The organism is Streptomyces sp. NPDC058674 (assembly GCF_042716505.1).
GTDB lineage: Bacteria > Actinomycetota > Actinomycetes > Streptomycetales > Streptomycetaceae > Streptomyces.
Window position 1 is genome coordinate 13762 of record NZ_JBHXSC010000007.1, and the last position, 14775, is coordinate 28536.

General features: G+C 72.8%; 15 protein-coding genes and 1 pseudogene. 12 read left to right on the plus strand and 4 right to left on the minus strand.

The window, feature by feature from the left end:
• Nucleotides 1-301: 301 nt before the first annotated feature.
• Nucleotides 302-958, minus strand: a pseudogene (gene cofC / locus ACFWU6_RS05780) (2-phospho-L-lactate guanylyltransferase); the annotation flags it as partial.
• A 192-nt stretch (nt 959-1150) separates the two neighbouring features.
• Between cofC and ACFWU6_RS05785 the strand changes: the two are divergent.
• Genes ACFWU6_RS05785 through ACFWU6_RS05795 form a run of 3 tightly spaced genes read left to right on the plus strand, consistent with a single transcriptional unit; the run spans nt 1151 to nt 4107 of the window.
• The gene (locus ACFWU6_RS05785) at nt 1151-1903 is read left to right on the plus strand and encodes a lysophospholipid acyltransferase family protein (protein ID WP_383813190.1); all 753 of its coding nucleotides are present in this window, start codon (nt 1151-1153) and stop codon (nt 1901-1903) included.
• The gene (locus tag ACFWU6_RS05790; protein WP_383813188.1) at nt 1900-2910 is read left to right on the plus strand and encodes an NAD(P)H-dependent glycerol-3-phosphate dehydrogenase; all 1011 of its coding nucleotides are present in this window, start codon (nt 1900-1902) and stop codon (nt 2908-2910) included. Before ACFWU6_RS05785 ends, ACFWU6_RS05790 begins: the two co-directional genes overlap by 4 nt.
• Before the next feature lie 39 nt (nt 2911-2949).
• Nucleotides 2950-4107 carry a D-alanine--D-alanine ligase family protein gene (locus ACFWU6_RS05795; protein ID WP_383813187.1) on the plus strand — a complete coding sequence of 386 codons (1158 nt, stop codon included), beginning with the start codon at nt 2950-2952 and terminating at the stop codon, nt 4105-4107.
• Nucleotides 4108-4209: 102 nt separating this feature from the next.
• On the opposite strand, the gene ACFWU6_RS05800 is transcribed toward ACFWU6_RS05795, so the two are convergent.
• Both ACFWU6_RS05800 and ACFWU6_RS05805 read right to left on the minus strand, forming a co-directional pair.
• The gene (locus tag ACFWU6_RS05800) at nt 4210-4704 is read right to left on the minus strand and encodes a DUF3515 family protein (protein ID WP_383808471.1); all 495 of its coding nucleotides are present in this window, start codon (nt 4702-4704) and stop codon (nt 4210-4212) included.
• A gap of 23 nt (nt 4705-4727) precedes the next feature.
• A complete protein-coding gene (locus ACFWU6_RS05805; RefSeq protein ID WP_383808465.1) occupies nt 4728-4961 on the minus strand; it encodes an Lrp/AsnC family transcriptional regulator in 234 nt (77 codons plus the stop codon).
• A 245-nt stretch (nt 4962-5206) separates the two neighbouring features.
• Between ACFWU6_RS05805 and ACFWU6_RS05810 the strand changes: the two genes are divergently transcribed.
• Together ACFWU6_RS05810 and thiD are read left to right on the plus strand one after the other, a co-directional pair.
• Complete coding sequence (locus ACFWU6_RS05810; protein WP_383808461.1) at nt 5207-6190, plus strand: thiamine-phosphate kinase; 984 nt, start codon at nt 5207-5209, stop codon at nt 6188-6190.
• Nucleotides 6187-7008 (plus strand): bifunctional hydroxymethylpyrimidine kinase/phosphomethylpyrimidine kinase, encoded by an 822-nt coding sequence (gene thiD, locus ACFWU6_RS05815; protein ID WP_383808458.1) that lies wholly within the window; start codon nt 6187-6189, stop codon nt 7006-7008. The genes ACFWU6_RS05810 and thiD overlap by 4 nt, the downstream gene beginning before the upstream one ends.
• 134 nt (nt 7009-7142) lie before the next feature.
• On the opposite strand, the gene rpmB is transcribed toward thiD, so the two are convergent.
• Complete coding sequence (gene rpmB / locus ACFWU6_RS05820) at nt 7143-7328, minus strand: 50S ribosomal protein L28 (protein ID WP_073911113.1); 186 nt, start codon at nt 7326-7328, stop codon at nt 7143-7145.
• A gap of 240 nt (nt 7329-7568) precedes the next feature.
• Between rpmB and ACFWU6_RS05825 the strand changes: the two genes are divergently transcribed.
• The 7 genes from ACFWU6_RS05825 to rpmF all read left to right on the plus strand — a co-directional run bounded on the left by ACFWU6_RS05825 (nt 7569) and on the right by rpmF (nt 14768).
• Complete coding sequence (locus ACFWU6_RS05825) at nt 7569-9212, plus strand: DAK2 domain-containing protein (RefSeq protein ID WP_383978743.1); 1644 nt, start codon at nt 7569-7571, stop codon at nt 9210-9212.
• Nucleotides 9213-9238: 26 nt separating this feature from the next.
• Nucleotides 9239-11434 carry an ATP-dependent DNA helicase RecG gene (gene recG, locus ACFWU6_RS05830; protein ID WP_383978746.1) on the plus strand — a complete coding sequence of 732 codons (2196 nt, stop codon included), beginning with the start codon at nt 9239-9241 and terminating at the stop codon, nt 11432-11434.
• Nucleotides 11435-11507: 73 nt separating this feature from the next.
• On the plus strand, nt 11508-12086 hold the full coding sequence (rsmD, locus tag ACFWU6_RS05835) for a 16S rRNA (guanine(966)-N(2))-methyltransferase RsmD (RefSeq protein WP_383808449.1): 579 nt from the start codon (nt 11508-11510) through the stop codon (nt 12084-12086).
• A gap of 29 nt (nt 12087-12115) precedes the next feature.
• Nucleotides 12116-12595 carry a pantetheine-phosphate adenylyltransferase gene (gene coaD, locus ACFWU6_RS05840; RefSeq protein ID WP_383808468.1) on the plus strand — a complete coding sequence of 160 codons (480 nt, stop codon included), beginning with the start codon at nt 12116-12118 and terminating at the stop codon, nt 12593-12595.
• A gap of 103 nt (nt 12596-12698) precedes the next feature.
• Nucleotides 12699-13802 (plus strand): cell division initiation protein, encoded by a 1104-nt coding sequence (locus ACFWU6_RS05845; protein ID WP_383978749.1) that lies wholly within the window; start codon nt 12699-12701, stop codon nt 13800-13802.
• A gap of 79 nt (nt 13803-13881) precedes the next feature.
• On the plus strand, nt 13882-14592 hold the full coding sequence (locus tag ACFWU6_RS05850) for a YceD family protein (RefSeq protein ID WP_383808444.1): 711 nt from the start codon (nt 13882-13884) through the stop codon (nt 14590-14592).
• 2 nt (nt 14593-14594) lie between these two features.
• Nucleotides 14595-14768, plus strand: a complete 174-nt coding sequence (gene rpmF / locus ACFWU6_RS05855) for a 50S ribosomal protein L32 (protein ID WP_003965982.1) — start codon at nt 14595-14597, stop codon at nt 14766-14768.
• Nucleotides 14769-14775 lie beyond the last annotated feature (7 nt).

The window sequence follows — 14775 nt, forward strand, 5'->3', positions numbered from 1 at the left end:
GCCGGCCCGTCTCCCCCCAGGGGCCACGCCGCCCCGCGGTGCTGCCCGGACGCCGCGCCGGCGCCCGCGCGCGGCTCCGGTGGACCGCCGAAAGGGCAGCTCAGAATGTCTGCAGCGTGACCAGGGTGATCCGCAGGCCCACGCCCTCGCCGTCCGTCTCGATGCGGACCCGCTGACCGGGCCGCAGCAGCCGCAGGCCGCCCGCGTCGAACGCGGGGGCCTCGAAGGGCACCGGGGTGCCGTCGTCCAGCAGCACGCTGCCGCTGCGGGTCCGGGAGTCGTACGTGTACGCGGTCGCCTGCATACCGGCACTGTATCGGGCGGTGTGCGGCCCGACGCCGAGCGTGAGGGCGGTCCGCAGATCGGCCGCCGTGTCCACGTCCCGGCGCACGCTGTCCACCCCCGCCAGCGCGATTTCCACCGCCCCCGAGGCCGAATGGCGGGCCCGCGACGGACCGCCGAAGGAAGGCGACAATTCCACGTCCGGCCCAGCGGAAAGCAAGGTCGTCCCGATTCCGGCGGCATCGGCCAGAAATGCCCGGGGAAATACCGAAGCGTTATCGAGCACGCGTAGCAATTCGGACGGCCGCAGCGCGGGGAGATCGGCGTTGAGCGCGGCCACCGGCATCCCGGGCCGCACCGACCGGACCGCCCGCGCCCCGTGCGCCAGGGCCGCGTTGAGCCCGGCGCCCGGCGCGTCCGGGACGATCCGGGCCCCCAGCCTGGCCAGTTCCGCCCCGGCGGCGCGGTCGTCCGTGACGACCACCACATCGGCGACCGCGGCGCAGGCCAGGGCCCCTGCCACGGTGTCCTGGGCGAAGGCCAGCGCCAGCCCGGGGCGGGATGCCCCCACAGCCGCCGCGAGACGGCTCTTCGCCACCGCCAGGGGCTTCAGCGGGACGACCAGGCTCCAGACGGCGTTCGTGGCCGGCCCCTTCCCCCCGGTGCCCTCCGGCACGGTCGTAGGCCATGGTCAGGTCATGGCCGGGTCATGTGTCGGCCCATTGTCGCCTTCGCCCGGGCGGCCCGGGGGACCGGTGGCGTGAGCGGGGCGTACGGTGTTCTCGACAGAGACCGGGGCAAGGGCGAAACTCTCCCTTCGACGACGAGGCGCCCGAGCCGCGCGCCGGTCCTAGAGGAAGGTGTCCGAGTGCCCCCCCGCAGAATCGGCTTCTGGTACCGCCTGGCGGCGGTCATCGCGAAACCGCCGCTGGTAGTGCTCTTCAAGCGGGACTGGCGGGGAATGGAGCACATTCCGGCTGAGGGCGGTTTTATCACCGCCGTCAATCACAACTCGTATCTGGACCCGCTGTCCTACGCGCACTTCCAGTACAACACCGGGCGCGTCCCCCGATTGCTCGCGAAGGCCGCTCTCTTCAAGGTCCCCATTGTCGGCGCGATCCTGCACGGCTCCGGTCAGATCCCGGTCTACCGGGAGAGCACCAACGCCCTGGACGCATTCCGGGCCGCGGTGGAAGCGATCGAGCGCGGCGAATGCGTGGCCTTTTACCCCGAGGGCACCCTCACCCGCGACCCCGACATGTGGCCCATGGCCGGCAAGACCGGCGCCGCCCGCGTGGCCCTGGTCACCCGGGCCCCCGTCATCCCGGTGGCCCAGTGGGGCGCCAACCTCGCGATGCCGCCGTACGCGAAGGAGAACAGGCTCCGGCTGTTCCCGCGCAAGACCCTCCAGGTGCTCGCAGGGCCGCCCGTGGACCTCTCCGCGTTCTACGACAGGGAACAGGGCCCGGAAGTCCTCAAGGAGGCCACCGAGACCATCATGGCGGCCATCACGGAGCTCCTGGAGGAGGTGCGGGGCGAGACCGCGCCCGCGCAGCCGTACGACCACCGCAAGGCAAGGGCACAGCAGCGGCGCAACGCCGCAGGGGAGGGCAAGAAGTGACACGTCCCGTGAAGGCCGCCGTCTACGGAACCGGCTCCTGGGGCACCGCCTTCGGCATGGTGCTCGCCGACGCCGGCTGCGAGGTGACCCTGTGGGGCCGCCGCCGGGAGCCCGTCGACGCCATCAACACCGGGCGGACCAACCCGGACTACCTGTCCGGCGTCGAACTCCCGGAGAACCTCCGCGCCACCACCGACCCGGCCGAGGCCGCGGCCGGCGCCGACTTCACCGTCCTCGCCGTCCCCTCCCAGACCCTGCGCGGCAACCTCGCCGCCTGGGCGCCGCTGCTCGCACCCGACACCGTGCTCGTCTCCCTGATGAAGGGCGTCGAACTCGGCACCGCCAAGCGGATGAGCGAGGTCATCGAGGAGGTCGCCAAGGTCCCCGCCGACCGGATCGCCGTCGTCACCGGCCCCAACCTGGCCCGCGAGATCGCCGCCCGGCAGCCCGCCGCGTCGGTCGTCGCCTGCGTGGACGAGGCCGTCGCCCAGCGGCTCCAGGCCGCCTGCCACACCCCGTACTTCCGCCCGTACACCAGCACCGACATCATCGGCTGCGAGCTCGGCGGCGCCGTGAAGAACGTCATCGGCCTCGCCGTCGGCATCGCGGACGGCATGGGCCTGGGCGACAACACCAAGGGGTCCCTCATCACCCGGGGGCTCGCCGAAGCCACCCGGCTGGGCGTGGCGATGGGCGCCGACCCGCTGACCTTCTCCGGCCTCGCCGGCCTGGGCGACCTGGTCGCCACCTGCTCCTCGCCGCTCTCCCGGAACCACACCTTCGGCACCAACCTCGGTCGCGGGATGACCCTGGAGGAGACCATCGCGGTCACCCGGCAGACCGCCGAAGGCGTCAAGTCCTGCCAGTCGGTGGCCGATCTGGCCCGCCGCCACGGGGTGGACATGCCGATCACCGACACGGTCGTCGACATCGTCCACCACGGCAAGCCGACCCTGGTCGCGCTCAAGGAGCTGATGGGACGCAGCGCCAAACCGGAACGGCACTGACTCCTTTCCGGACGCCCGAGCGGGTACCCTCGTGGCGATATGAGCAGCGAGAACCTCCCCCAGACCCCTGAGCAGCAGGGCCGCAAGCCCCGTGTGGCCGTCGTGTTCGGCGGCCGCAGCTCGGAACACGCCATCTCGGTCGTCACGGCGGGCGCGGTACTGCGCTCCATCGACCGCTCCAAGTACGAGGTGCTGCCCATCGGCATCACCACGGACGGCCGGTGGGCGCTGACCGCCGACGAGCCCGAGCGGATGGCCATCGCCGACCGCACGCTTCCGAACGTCGCGGACCTGGCCGACTCCGAGGACGGCGCCGTCGTGCTCTCGGTCGACCCCGCCAATCGCGAGGTCGTCTACACCGAGCCGGGCGCCGTCCCCAAGGCACTGGGCGAGGTCGACGTCGTCTTCCCCGTACTCCACGGCCCCTACGGCGAGGACGGCACCCTGCAGGGCCTCCTCGAACTGTCGGGCATCCCGTACGTCGGCTCGGGCGTGCTCGCCTCGGCCGTCGGCCAGGACAAGGACTACATGAAGCGGGTGTTCACGTCCTTCGGGCTGAGCGTCGGCCCGTACGTGACCGTCCGGCCCCGCGAGTGGGCGGACGACCGGGACGCGGCGCGCGCCCGCATCCTGGACTTCGCCGGCGAGCACGGCTGGCCGCTCTTCGTGAAGCCCGCCCGCGCCGGCTCCTCCATCGGCATCACCAAGGTCGACGACGCCGCGGGCCTGGACGCCGCGATCACCGAGGCCCGCCGCCACGACCCGAAGATCATCGTGGAGGCGCTGCTGCGCGGCCGCGAGATCGAGTGCGGCGTCCTGGAGTTCGAGGACGGCCCGCGCGCCAGCGTGCCCGCCGAGATCCCGCCGGTCTCCAGCCACGACTTCTACGACTTCGAGGCGAAGTACATCGACTCCGCCTCGGGGATCGTGCCCGCCCCGCTGACCCCGGAGCAGACCGCCGAGGTGCAGCAACTCGCGGTCGAGGCCTTCGACGCCGCGTCCTGCGAGGGTCTCGTGCGCGCCGACTTCTTCCTGACGGAGGACGGCGAGTTCGTCATCAACGAGATCAACACCATGCCGGGATTCACCCCGATCTCCATGTACCCGCGGATGTGGCAGGAGTCGGGCATCGAGTACCCGGAGCTGGTGGACCGCCTGATCCAGGCGGCCCTGCGCCGCTCCACCGGACTGCGCTAGCGACAGCCGTACGGCGACCGCCCGCCGGCCCGCCCCTCGGGGCCGGGCCGGCGGGCGGCGGTGTGACCGGGCGCGGGCGCGCGGGCGGCGCGACCGGCGCGATCAGTACGAGGAGATGCCCTCCGGCACCGTCCTGGAGACGGCGGTGGACAGCCCGACCAGCATCCCGGCGTCCGTGGCGTGCTCCTTGTCGACCAGCACCTCCGTGTAGGCCAGGCGCATGCCGGTGACGAACCGGAAGCCGGCGCCGTCGGGAAGCTCCTCCAGCAGCCAGGCCACCCCGTTCACGTGGACGCCCTCCTGCGCCGGATCCGCCATCTCGGGGGGCTTGGGGATCCCGCACCGCAGTACGATCGCCGAGCCGCCCCACGAGGCGGTCAGATCCGACACCGGTTCGGTGCCGGTCCGGGCCAGGCCGGCCACCTCTTCGGGGAGTTCCTCGTGCAGTGCTGCACAGAAACCCGCGACGTCGGCGGGCGGCGTGGCCGGCGGCTCCACCCTGGCCTCGGAACCGCCCGGGGAACAGGCCGCGAGGAGCAGTGCGGACAGTGCGGCGGGCAGGGCCAGGACGCGGAGGGGCCGGCGGTGGAGGGACATCACCGGCCCAGAGTAGACGGGGGCTACAGATGGACCACCGGGCAGGTCAAGGTGCGGGTGATCCCCTCCACCTGCTGGACCTTGGCGACGACCATGCGACCGAGGTCGTCCACGGTGTCGGCCTGGGCGCGCACGATGACGTCGTACGGACCCGTCACGTCCTCGGCCTGGATCACCCCCGGGATCTGGCCGATGGACTCGGCGACGTACGACGCCTTGCCCACTTCGGTCTGGATGAGGATGTACGCCTGTACCACGGAACCTCCAGGGCGGCCACGAGGATCATTTCCCCTAACCTTCGGGTGGGCCCCACACGATCGAAGGGGCCGGGGGAAGAAGGGACGCCACGGTACCGCGTCGCCGAGCGCCGCGGGGAGACCTGCGGACCCGGCGCCGCGCACGGCGGGGCGTACGGAGAGCAGAAGTTGACGTATCTGTTGACGGTACCCAGAGCTGTGACGGCTCGCGACCGCAAGCGGACTGGGCAAGAAGGGGCACAGCGATGAAGGGCACTGTGGGCGAGCTGGGGGAGTTCGGGCTCATCAGGGAACTCACCTCACGGCTCACCACCACCCCGGCGGTCCGGCTCGGGCCGGGCGACGACGCCGCGGTCGTGTCGGCCCCCGACCGGCGGGTCGTGGCGAGCACCGACATCCTGCTGGAGGGCAGGCACTTCCGGCGCGACTGGTCCACGGCCTACGACGTCGGCCGCAAGGCGGCCGCGCAGAACCTCGCGGACATCGCCGCAATGGGCGCGGTGCCGACCGCCCTGCTGCTCGGCCTCGTCGTCCCGGCGGAGCTGCCGGTCACCTGGCCCACCGAGCTGATGGACGGCATCCGCGACGAGTGCCAGGTCGCCGGCGCCGCCGTGGTCGGCGGGGACGTGGTCCGGGGCGACACCATCACCGTCGCGATCACCGCCCTCGGCGACCTGCGCAACCACGAGCCCGTACTGCGCTCCGGCGCCCAGCCCGGCGACGTCGTGGCCGTCACCGGCTGGCTGGGCTGGTCCGCGGCCGGATTCGCGGTCCTCTCCCGCGGCTTCCGCTCCCCGCGGGCCTTCGTCGAGGCCCACCGGCGCCCCGAGCCGCCCTACCACGCGGGCCCCGCCGCCGCCGGACTCGGCGCCACCGCCATGACCGACGTCAGCGACGGGCTGATCGCCGACCTCGGGCACATCGCCGAGGCCAGCAAGGTACGGATCGACCTGCGCTCCTCCGCCGTCGACATCCCGAGCCAGATGCACGACATCGGCCAGGCGGTCGGCGTGGACCCGCTCCAGTGGGTGCTCACCGGCGGGGAGGACCACGCCATCGTGGCGACCTTCCCGCCCGACGTGAAGCTGCCGGCCCGCTGGAAGGTCATCGGCGGGGTGTTGAACCGCTCCGCGCTGCCCCAGGTGACCGTCGACGGCGCACCCTGGACCAGCACCGGGGGCTGGGACCACTTCGGCGCCGACCCGGCCCCCGAGGACGGGCCGCAGTGAGCACCGCCGCCGAACCGGCGGGCACCGCCCCGCCGCTGTGCCTGACCGTCGCCGGATCCGATTCCGGCGGCGGCGCGGGCATCCAGGCCGACCTCAAGACCATGCTCGCGCTCGGCGTCCACGGCATGAGCGTGGTGACCGCCGTCACGGCGCAGAACTCGCTCGGGGTGCGCGGAGTCTGGGAGCTCCCCGCCGAAGCCGTCACGGCCCAGTACCGCGCCGTCGTGGACGACATCGGCGTACAGGCGGTAAAGACCGGCATGCTCTCCTCGGCCGCGCTGGTGGAGGCCGTGGCCGAGCTGCTGGCCGGCACCCGGGCCCCGGCCGTCGTCGACCCCGTCGGCGTCTCCAAGCACGGGGACGCGCTGCTCGCGGCCTCCGCGCTGGACGCCGTACGCGGAGAGCTGCTGCCGCGGGCCACCGTGGCCACGCCGAACCTGGACGAGGTGGCCCAGCTGACGGGCGTGGTGGTGGAGAGCGAGGACGACATGCGCCGGGCCGCCGGAGCGGTCCTCGGCCACGGGCCGCGCTGGGCGCTGATCAAGGGCGGCCACCTCGCGGCGCGGGGACACGAGGCGGTGGACCTGCTCACCGACGGCGCGGAGGAGCACTGGCTGCGGGCGCCCCGCCACGACAACCGGCACACCCACGGCACGGGGTGCACCCTCGCCAGCGCGATCGCGGCGGGCCTCGCCAAGGGCCTGGCCGTCCCCGAGGCGGTCACCGCGGCCAAGGAGTACGTGACCGGGGCCATCGCCGCGGGCTTCGCGCTCGGCGCGGGCATCGGCCCGGTGGACCACGCCTGGCGCTGGCGCTGAAGCCCGGCGGGAGCACCGGACTCACCCGGCGGGGCGGCCCGCGCCGCCGGGCCCGGGAAAGGCAAAAGGCCGGTCCACCAGAGGTGGACCGGCCTTCTTGGCAACCGGAAAGGGCTGCGCTACGACGGGAGGCGTCAGCGCGAGACCTTGCCGGCCTTGATGCACGAGGTGCAGGCGTTGAGGCGCTTCGGCGTCCCATTGACCACGGCACGCACGCGCTGGATGTTCGGGTTCCAGCGACGCGAGGTACGGCGGTGCGAGTGGGAGATGCTGTTGCCGAAGCTCGGCCCCTTGGCGCAAACGTCGCAGTTGGCAGCCACAGGTCACTCCAAAACTTCAGGTGCAATTACAGTGAAACCGGCGCACCGGATTCAGGAATCTGAAGTGGCTTGCCGGGGGAATGGCCCGACTCTCATCGGGCAACCGGAGCAGCATACAACGACTGCGTCGGTCCAAGAAAACTACCATGGCGCCCGCCGCCCCCGCCCCGCGGTCGGGACGCCCCGGCAGTGCTTGGCTACCCTGCGGTGAACCCTGGCCCGCACAAGGAGGAACGCCCGGTGCCGCACGAGCCTCAGCCGCACGCCCTCGACGCCGAAGCGGTGCGCACCTGGAGCTCGCTGGCCGTGGCCGCACTGGGCCGGGCCCGCGAGGACATCGACGCGATCAACGTCTACCCCGTCGCCGACGCGGACACCGGGACCAACCTCTACCTCACCGCCGAATCGGCCGACCGCGCCCTCGGCGGGGCCTTCGGCGAGGTGACCGAAGGCACACCGCGGACCTCGCTCGCCCACGCCGTGCGCACCTACGCGCACGGCGCGCTCACCGGGGCCCGGGGGAACTCCGGGACGATCCTGGCGCAGCTGCTGCGCGGGGTCGCCGACGTACTCGCCGACGAGCCCGGGGGGCGTCCGCCCGCCCGGCTGCTGGCCCAGGCGCTGACCCGGGCCGCGGACTCCGCGTACGAGGCCGTCGCGCACCCCGTCGAGGGCACCATGCTCACCGTGGCCCGCGCCGCCGCCCGGGCCGGGGAGGCCGCGGAGTCCGCCGCCGGGACGGCCGCGGACGTGGCCCGCGCCGCCTACGACGGAGCCCGTACCGCCCTGGCCGAGACCCCCGGGCAGCTGGCCGTGCTGGGCCGGGCCGGCGTCGTCGACGCGGGGGGCTGCGGGGTGGTCGCCGTACTGGGGGCCCTGTGGCAGGCGCTGTCGGGCCGGGAGCCGGCGGCCGAGCCGGCCCGGGGCCGGGCCGTGCCCGTACCGCAGCCCCCGGAGCCCTGCGCGAACGGGCAGGAGGGGCCGGCGTACGAGGTGGTCTACCTGCTGGAGGCCTCCGACGCGGCGGTCGGGGAGCTGCGCGCCCGGCTCGACGGGCTCGGCGAGTCCCTGGTGGTGGTCGGCGGGGACGGGCTGTGGAACGTCCACGTGCACGTCGACGACCCCGGCGCGGCCGTCGAGGCCGGGGTCGTCGCCGGGCGGCCGTACCGGATACGGATCACGCACTTCGGCGACGAGCAGCGCCGGGGCCGGGCGGAGCGCACCCAGCGGGCCGTGGTCGCCGTGGTCCCGGGCGAAGGGCTCGCGGCACTGTGCGGGGAGGCCGGCGCCACCGCCGTGCACGCCCGGCCCGGCGAGGTGCCGGAGGCGGCCGAGCTGATCGCCGCCATCCGCCGCGCACACGCCCGTGAAGTGGTCCTCCTGCCGGGCGGCGCCGAACTGCGCGCGGTCGCGGCCGCCGCCGCCGAACAGGCCCGCGCCGACGGGGTGCGCGTGGCCGTGGTCCCCACCCGGTCCGCCGTCCAGGTCCTGGCCGCGCTCGCCGTGCACGACCCGGACGGCAGCTTCGACGAGGACGTGGTCGCCATGACCGCGGCGGCCGGCGCCACCCGCTACGGCGAACTGGCCGTCGCCGAACGGCAGTCCTTCACCTCCGCGGGCATCTGCCAGGCCGGCGACGTGCTCGGGCTCATCGACGGCGACGTCGCCGTCATCGGCGCGAGCCTGCCCGAGACCGCCGAGGCGGTACTGGAGCGGATGCTCGGCTCGGGCGGCGAGCTGGTCACCCTCGTCCTGGGCCCGGACGTGCCGGACGCGCTCGCGGAGCGCCTGGAGGCGTACGTCCAGCACGGCCACCTCGCGGTGGACACCGTCACCTACCGGGGCGGGCGGTACTCCGCGCCGCTCCTCATCGGGGTCGAATAACCGGCTTGTCGGCGCCATGGTGTGCAATGGAACACGTGCCCGCGCTCGACGAAGACCTCAAGAAGACCCTCGGCCCCGCCACCGCCAAGGTGCTGGCCGAGCAGCTCGGCCTGCACACGGCCCTGGACCTGCTCCACCACTATCCGCGGCGGTACGCGGAGCGCGGCGAGCTGACCCCGCTGGCCGAGCTCGCCGACCAGATCGACGAGCACGTGACGGTCGTCGCCCAGGTGGCCGACGCCCGGATCCTGACCTTCAACGGCGGTCGCGGCAGACGCCTGGAGGTCACCATCACGGACGGGAGCGGGCGGCTCCAGCTCGTCTTCTTCGGCGCCGGCGTCCACAAGCCCCACAAGGACCTGCTGCCCGGCACCCGCGCGATGTTCGCGGGCAAGGTCGGCTCGTTCAACCGCAAGCTCCAGCTCTCCCACCCCGCCTACGAGCTGCTGAGCGCCGACGCCTCGGACCAGGACGCGGCCACCGCGTTCGCCGGCCGGCTCATCCCGATCTACCCGGCCTGCGCCAAGCTGGAGTCCTGGAAGGTCGCCAAGTGCGTGGACGCGGTGCTGCCCGGCGTGCGGGAGGCCGTGGACCCGCTGCCGCCCGCGCTGCGCGACGGCCGCGGCCTGGTCCCGCTCACCGAGGCCCTGCTCAAGGTCCACCGGCCCGCGACCAAGGCCGACATCGAGGATGCCCGCCGGCGCCTGAAGTGGGACGAGGCCTTCGTCCTCCAGGTCGCGCTCGCCCGCCGCCGCCACGCCGACTCCCAACTCCCGGCCGTCCCGCGCCGCCCAGCCCCCGGCGGCCTGCTCGACTCCTTCGACGCCAAGCTGCCCTTCACCCTCACCGAAGGCCAGGAGACCGTCTCCAGGGAGATCTTCGACGACCTGGCCACCAGCCACCCCATGCACCGCCTCCTCCAGGGCGAAGTGGGCTCCGGCAAGACGATGGTGGCGCTGCGCGCGATGCTCGCCGTCGTCGACTCCGGCGGGCAGGCCGCGATGCTCGCGCCCACCGAGGTGCTGGCGCAGCAGCACCACCGGTCCATCACCGAGATGATGGGCGAGCTCGCCGAGGGCGGCATGCTCGGCGGCTCCGACCGGGGCACGAAGGTGGCGCTGCTCACCGGCTCGATGGGGACGCCCGCGCGCCGGCAGGCCCTGCTCGACCTGGTCACCGGCGAGGCCGGGATCGTCATCGGCACCCACGCGCTGATCGAGGACAAGGTGCAGTTCCACGACCTGGGGCTGGTCGTGGTGGACGAGCAGCACCGCTTCGGTGTGGAGCAGCGCGACGCGCTGCGCTCCAAGGGCAGGCAGCCCCCGCACCTGCTGGTGATGACCGCGACCCCGATCCCGCGGACCGTCGCCATGACCGTCTTCGGCGACCTGGAGACCTCCGTACTGGACCAGCTGCCCGCCGGGCGCTCGCCGATCGCCACCCACGTGGTCCCCGCCAAGGACAAGCCGCACTTCCTGTCGCGCGCCTGGGAGCGCGTCCGCGAGGAGGTGGAGAACGGCCACCAGGCGTACGTGGTCTGTCCTCGGATCGGAGACGGCGAGGACGAGCCCAAGAAGAAGAAGGCCGCGGAGGAGGACGGGGACAAGCGGCCGCCGCTGGCGGTCCTGGAGATCGCCGAACAGCTGGTGGGGGGACCGCTGTCCGGGCTGGCGGTCGAGGTGCTGCACGGGCGGATGGACCCGGCCGACAAGGACGACGTCATGCGGCGTTTCGCCGCGGGCGAGGTCAAGGTGCTCGTCGCCACCACCGTCATCGAGGTCGGGGTGGACGTCCCCAACTCGACCGTCATGGTGATCATGGACGCGGACCGGTTCGGGGTCTCGCAGCTCCACCAGCTGCGCGGCCGCGTCGGCCGGGGCTCCGCCCCGGGCCTGTGCCTGCTGGTGAGCGAGATGCACGAGGCGAGTCCCGCCCGGGCCCGGCTCGCCGCCGTCGCCGCCACCCTCGACGGGTTCGAGCTCTCCCGGATCGACCTGGAGCAGCGCCGCGAGGGCGACGTCCTCGGCCAGGCCCAGTCGGGCGTGCGCTCCTCGCTGCGGATGCTGGCCGTCATCGAGGACGAGGAGGTCATCGCCGAGGCACGGGAGGAGGCCGCCCGCGTCGTCGCCGCCGATCCCGAACTGGAGCGGCTGCCCGGCCTGCGGACCGCCCTGGACGCCCTGCTGGACACCGAGCGCGAGCAGTACCTGGAGAAGGGCTGACCGGCGCGGACCGGCCGGTACGACCTATCGTGGGGGCCGTGCACCCCCTGACCGCCGTACGGAGGAACCCCAGATGACCCGCGTGATCGCCGGCAGCGCCGGCGGGCGACGGCTGGCCGTGCCCCCCGGCACGGGCACCCGGCCGACCTCGGACCGGATGCGCGAAGGGCTCTTCTCCACCTGGGAGTCGCTGCACGGCGTCGAGGGGGCCCGGGTGCTCGACCTGTACGCGGGCTCGGGCGCCGTGGGACTGGAGGCGCTCTCCCGCGGAGCGGACCACGCGCTGCTCGTCGAGCCCGACGCCAAGGCCGCCAGGGCGATCCGGGACAACATCGCGTCGGTGGGCCTGCCCGGAGCGGAGTTCCGCGCGGGCAGGGCCGAACAGATCGCCGCGGCCCGGGCCGGCGGGGACCCGTACGACATCGTCTTCCTGGACCCCCCGTACGCCGTCGGCCACGACGATCTCCGGGAGATCCTCCTCACACTCCGGTCCAATGGCTGGCTCACCGGCGACGCGCTCGTCACCGTGGAGCGCAGCACCAGGAGCGGCGCCTTCCCGTGGCCCGACGGCTTCGAGCCGCTCCGGTCGCGGAAATACGGCGAGGGCACCCTTTGGTACGGTCGCGCCGCCTTCACCAGCGAAGATTCATGATGCCCGCCCCGGAGAGCGAGGGACTTCAGTTGCGCCGCGCCGTCTGTCCCGGGTCATTCGACCCCATCACCAACGGACACCTCGACATCATCGGACGGGCCTCCCGGCTCTACGACGTGGTCCACGTCGCCGTGATGATCAACCAGTCGAAGCAGGGTCTGTTCACCGTCGAGGAGCGGATCGAGCTGATCCGCGAGGCGACCGCCGACTACGGGAACATCGAGGTCGAGTCCTTCCACGGACTGCTGGTTGACTTCTGCAAGCAGCGGGACATCCCGGCGATCGTCAAGGGCCTGCGCGCCGTCAGCGACTTCGACTACGAGCTGCAGATGGCCCAGATGAACATGGGGCTGTCGGGCGTCGAGACCCTCTTCGTGCCGACCAACCCCACCTACAGCTTCCTGTCGTCCTCCCTGGTCAAGGAGGTCGCGGCCTGGGGCGGCGACGTGGCCCACCTGCTGCCCGCGCACGTGCACGCGGCGCTGCTGGAGCGGCTGCGCGGGAAGTAGGGATCTGACGGCCCGTCAGTCAGTGTCGGGGCCCGCCCCGGTGGCCCTACAGTCGACCCGTCCGACTCGGGAACCGCCCGAGGCCGAGAGAGTGCGAGCCCCCATGGACGTGCAGAAGAAGCTCGACGAGATCGTCGCGGCCGTCGGCGGCGCCCGGTCCATGCCCATGTCGGCCTCCTGCGTGATCAACCGCGCCGAGCTGCTCGCCCGGCTCGAAGAGGTCCGCCAGGCGCTCCCCGGCTTGCTCGCACAGGCGCAGGAGCTCATCGGCGACCGGGCCCAGATGGTCGAGGAGGCCCGCCGCGAGGCGGAGCGGATCATCGCGTCCGCGCACAGCCAGCGCGGTTCGCTGATCTCCGACACCGAGGTCGCCCGGCGCTCCCAGGGCGAGGCGGACCGAATCCTGGAGGAAGCCCGCCGCGAGGCCGAGGAGATCAGGGCCGAGGCCGACGACTACGTCGACAGCAAGCTGGCGAACTTCGAGGTGGTCCTCAGCAAGACCATCGGCTCGGTGGACCGCGGCCGGGAGAAGCTGCTCGGCCGCGGTCCGGGCCTCGACGAGCACGGCCGCCCCGACGCGGACGCCCCGGAGCGCAGCCACGACCCCGGGACGCAGCGCCTCCAGGCGGACGCGTACGTGGACGCCAAGCTCGCCACCTTCGAGGCGGTGCTCTCCAAGACCCTGGAGGCCGTCGGCAAGGGCCGCCAGAAGCTCCTGGGCCGGGTGCCCACGGACGACCTCGGCGCGCACATGGCCGCCCAGGACGCGGCGGGCTCCCTGCAGTCCCGCTCGGCGAGCGACGCGGACTTCCTCGCGGGCCTCGCGGAGCCGGAGGCGCCGCCGGTTCCGGCGCAGGCCCGGCCCGAGCCCGCCTATGACGCGTACGCCTACCAGCAGCCCGCCGCCCGGCAGCAGGACGCGTACTCCGGCACCGACGGGGCCGGCTACGCGGCGCCCCACGCCGAGGCCTACGGCGCCTACGCCGACCCCTACGCCGGCGCGGAGGCCGCAGCCGCGGGACCGGGCTACGCCCTGCCCTACGACACCCGGCAGCCCGACCCCTACGCCGGATACGGGCAGCCCGACCCGTACGCGGCCTACCAGCAGCCCCAGGCGCAGCAGCAGCCCGCGCTCGACGAGACCAGCCTCTTCGACACGAGCATGATCAATCTCGACCAGCTGCGCCAGTACGAGCAGGGGCGTTAGGTACCCTCCGGGCCGGATTGGGCTCAGAGCGAAGCGCCGGGTATCCTGGCACTTCGGTCGCGCGTATGCACCGCGATCCATGCTGCCCTACAGCAGCGGAACTTTCGATCTTGAGCAATCCGTGAAAGCAGGAACAGCCCTGAATACCCGCCTCGACCACCGCAACCCCCTCGTGTTCGACACGCACGAGCTGGGTCGGCGTCCTGGTGCCATGCAGAAGCTGTTCCGTGAGATCGCGGCACCGGCGGACCTCGGCCTCGCCGGGGTCATCGGAGTGCCGGAAGGCACCCCGCTCAAGCTCAAGCTCCGCCTGGAGGCGGTCATGGAAGGGGTGCTTGTCACAGGCACCGCCCGTGCATCGGCCGTAGGGGAGTGCGTAAGGTGTCTGGAGGCCGTCGAGCGCGAGCTCAAGGCGGACTTCCAGGAGATGTTCTCGTACCCTGACGCCGACGACCGGACCCGCTCCAAGGCGGAGCCGGCCGACGACGCCGAGGACGACGAGGACACGCTCTTCCTCGAGGACGGCTTGTTCGACCTCGAACCCGTGCTGCGCGACGTGGTGGTGCTCGCACTGCCGCTGCAGCCGGTGTGCCGGGAGGACTGTCTGGGACTGTGCCCCGATTGCGGGCTCAGCCTGAACGACGACCCGGACCACCACCATGATGCCGTCGACATTCGCTGGGCGGCATTGCAGGAACTCGTCGTGACCGATCAGGGCGACGAGAAGGACAACATGAGCGGCACTGCATCTGACGGAGTTCAGAGCGCCGCCGAGAAGCAGGAGAAGTAGCCGTGGCTGTTCCGAAGCGGAAGATGTCGCGCAGCAACACGCGCCACCGCCGGTCGCAGTGGAAGGCTGCGGTCCCCACCCTGGTTTCGTGCGAGCGTTGCCAGGAGCCGAAGCTTCAGCACATTGCGTGCCCGAGCTGCGGCACCTACAACAAGCGCCAGGTCCTCGAGGTCTGAGCGGCTG